2 protein-coding genes and 1 pseudogene are annotated in these 3076 nt (G+C 56.7%); 1 reads left to right on the top strand and 2 read right to left on the bottom strand.

The window, feature by feature from the left end; translation table 11 throughout:
- Positions 1-194: 194 nt before the first annotated feature.
- Together ACUVTA_RS09220 and tnpA are read right to left on the bottom strand one after the other, a co-directional pair.
- The gene (locus ACUVTA_RS09220) at positions 195-1880 is read right to left on the bottom strand and encodes a zinc ribbon domain-containing protein (protein WP_445952643.1); all 1686 of its coding nucleotides are present in this window, start codon (positions 1878-1880) and stop codon (positions 195-197) included.
- A 4-nt stretch (positions 1881-1884) separates the two neighbouring features.
- Positions 1885-2277: pseudogene (tnpA, locus tag ACUVTA_RS09215) on the bottom strand (IS200/IS605 family transposase); the annotation flags it as partial.
- Positions 2278-2592: 315 nt separating this feature from the next.
- Here tnpA and ACUVTA_RS09210 point away from each other — a divergent pair.
- Complete coding sequence (locus ACUVTA_RS09210; protein ID WP_445952642.1) at positions 2593-3060, top strand: hypothetical protein; 468 nt, start codon at positions 2593-2595, stop codon at positions 3058-3060.
- The last annotated feature ends 16 nt before the right edge of the window (positions 3061-3076 follow it).

The following is a 3076-nucleotide window of genomic DNA, read 5'->3' as shown; positions in this document are numbered from 1 at the left end:
TTTTCATTTTTCCCGAAAAAGTATAACGCCTATGTTATATTGTAGGGCATTCGGAGCTCTTTTACAAGTGCAAACGTGAAGCCTCCCCGTCCTGAAGGACGGGGCTTCCCGTACCCTCAGGACGAGGCGCCTCCGCTACGGTCCGTTTCCTTCATCCCGGCTGGAGGCGACCTTACGGCTTCATGGGAAGATACCTACGCCGCATTTGCGGCACGTACGAGGAGGAGTTCCTTTATCTTTTCGCGGCGCAAGTATTTATTGTACCAGTACTTTTCCGCCAGCGCTAAGAGCTCCGCATCGGAGAAACGTTCCCCGATGTTTATTGCTCCCACCACGTCGGCGTCTGCTACAAAACCGCAGCGCTGGCAGCGGAATTCGCGCCCCCGGCGGTTTCCCTTGTCCACCCAACCGCATATGGGACAGATCTGGCTCGTGTATTCCGGAGGTACGAAGGCCACGCGACCGCCCAGCCACTCCAGATCCCGCTTCAGGTGGTCTTGAAGCTCGCCCCGGGCCCAAACGCTGAGGTCGAACCTCGCCCGTGAACTCCGCCTGGCCCCTTCCGCAGTCATCTCAGTCAGGTTTTCCATGACCACAAGAACGCGCTCGGGACTGGGGCCCAGCAGGGCCAGAAACTGGTTGACCACCCGGCCTATCTCGGTGGACACAGCGGCTTTTATGCGTCTCCGCAGCTCCACCCAACGGTGGTTCGAAAGGTGCCTGTCGTACTCGGCAATTTTCCGCTCCAGCCTGTGGCGCGTTTCCGGGTTTTTGGTGATCGACAGCCGCTTTTCGGCCCTTTGCCTGAGGCTCCGGATTTTGTTGCGCACTGACTGGAGCCGCAGGTATTCGTCGTACAGCTTTCCGGCAATTTCTTTGCAGCTCTTTCCGAGCTTCAAGCCGTTGCTCAGGTTGAGAAGTGCGCTCATCCCGATGTCGCAGCCCAGCACGGCTTCAGGTTCGCCTTTGGGTCCCATCCTCTGCTTGGCCACCGGCACGGAAAGACGTATGTGGCGGCCCCGAATTACCAGCTGGGCCTTGCGGGCCGTACTCTTCAACCAGTCCGGAAAAAGGGAATCCAGGAGCCACCTCTTGTCGGCTATTAGACGGAGTGGTATGGCAATACGCCGGTGGGGCACTGCAGTGGTCACCCAGGCCCACAGGTTGAACTCTTTCGTCCCGCGGGCCTCTTCGAGTGTGAAGACCCGGTAGTCGAGCTGTATCACGCCGCCCTTGAAGGCCGGCACACGCCATGCCGCCCTTATTTCCCAGAATTTGGCGACAATGAACCCTGCGATTCCCGCTCTAGCTTGCGGCGAAAGTGAATCGTAAGCCTCCGCCACCTTCCGGAGCTGCTCGCTTTGCGAAGCCCGCCACTTCGCAACCACGTCCTCTGCATCGGCCAACCCGTTCACAAACCGGTGGAATAAGGCGGCATTCCGGACAAACACGGCACAGACCAGCCGGTATTCTACGGACAGGTTTCTGTCCTTCCATACATCGGAGGCGATCTTGTCCTGCACGGCCAGATAGTGTTCCCGCAGGATATCCAGCATACGGTTTCCCGCTATCTGGACGTAGGCCGACGGCAGAGGCGTTTCCAGCGGCCTCTCTAAAGCCTCCTTTTGCATGAGGGTGGTGGCCGTACCCCTCAAAATCTTTTCAATCAGCTCTGTCCGGTTATACCAGCGCCCGATCCATTCGTTGACCGCCCGGGCGTGGAGTTGGTCAAGCTCGTACACAGCGTCCAGCTTGGCCTTGTTGACCAGCTTCTTCGGCACGGTGATGTGTACTGACCGGAAAAGCTCATTCCCGGTCAGCTTCGTCTTTTTTACCTTTTGGACCTTTGCTTTCTTTTTTGGCCTTTGACGGCGCTTCATGGCATTGCTCCTCCACATAGCGCTTGAGCACATCAAGAGTTACCTGACCGGTCGAGGCAATGAAGTAGCTCGGGCTCCAGAAGTGGTTGCCCCAAAGGTACTCCCTGAGCTCCGGGAATTCTTTCCGCAGGAGCCGGGAGGATACCCCTTTAAGGCTGTTCACAAACTTCGACACCTGGAGCTGCGGCTTTCCCGCAAAAAGGATGTGAATGTGGTCCAGAGCGGTTTCCTGTTCGATTATTTCTACGCCAAAACGTTCTGCAATGTGGTACACGATTTCTTTGAGCCTCTCCGCTACCGGACCTTTCAACACCTTGCGGCGGTACTTCACGCAGAAAACCAGGTGGAACTGAATTGAGTAGACGGCATGAGCGCCCTTGTCGTAACGGTATTTCATGTCTCCATGGTACTATAGAACAAACAAAAAATCAAGGCCGCCTCTCATCTCCTCCCTGAAGGGAGGAGACTTCCCGGCGGCTCTTGTTAATCCGGGCGGCGGAGGACAAGGTGATCGCCCCGGTCGGGGACTGTCCAGTTGCCGTTCAAAGAGAAGAGCTTGGAGAGCGTGTAGATATCCGGATCGGAACCGCAGAACGACAGGATGGCACTCGCAAGAATGGTGGCAGATACCCATGTTAGGCACCCAAAAAAATTTGTCGCTGGTATTGCCGGCGCAAACAAAACCGGCAGGAGAAAAGGGGGTTATAAACCGATGAAATCTTTACGGACTGTTGGTTTCGTCGCTCTCTGCATTTTTTGTCTCGGCCTGAGCTTCGGCTTAGGCTGGTTTGGGGCGCGCTATCACTACGTCGTGGCCCCGCAGAAGAAAGTTCAAGAAGAAGCTAAGAAGCGGCAGAAAGAACTGGACAAGATGGTCCGGCACGGCAAGATAACTTCTGTTGAGCCTGACGCCGTTACGCTTAAAGTCGAGAAAGGCGGCGGCGACGTCGGAAAGACGATTACCCTGCGGACGAATGAGTACACTTCCGTTCAGGTCGGGATGGGCTTCGTGAATCAACCTGGGCGGAAGCTCGACCTGACGCAGCACTTCAAGGCGGGAGATTACGTGGATGCTCTGGTCAAGGACGGTCAGGCGCTGGCACTGCACCGGGACCTCAGGCCGGGAGAGCAGCCTGCGCTCCCGGAAGGCGTGCCTGGGCAGGTGTACAGGACAAAGTAACTGAAAGCGCGGCTGA

This window comes from Thermodesulfitimonas sp. (genome assembly GCF_052743955.1).
This window is presented reverse-complemented; position numbering and strand designations above follow the sequence as displayed.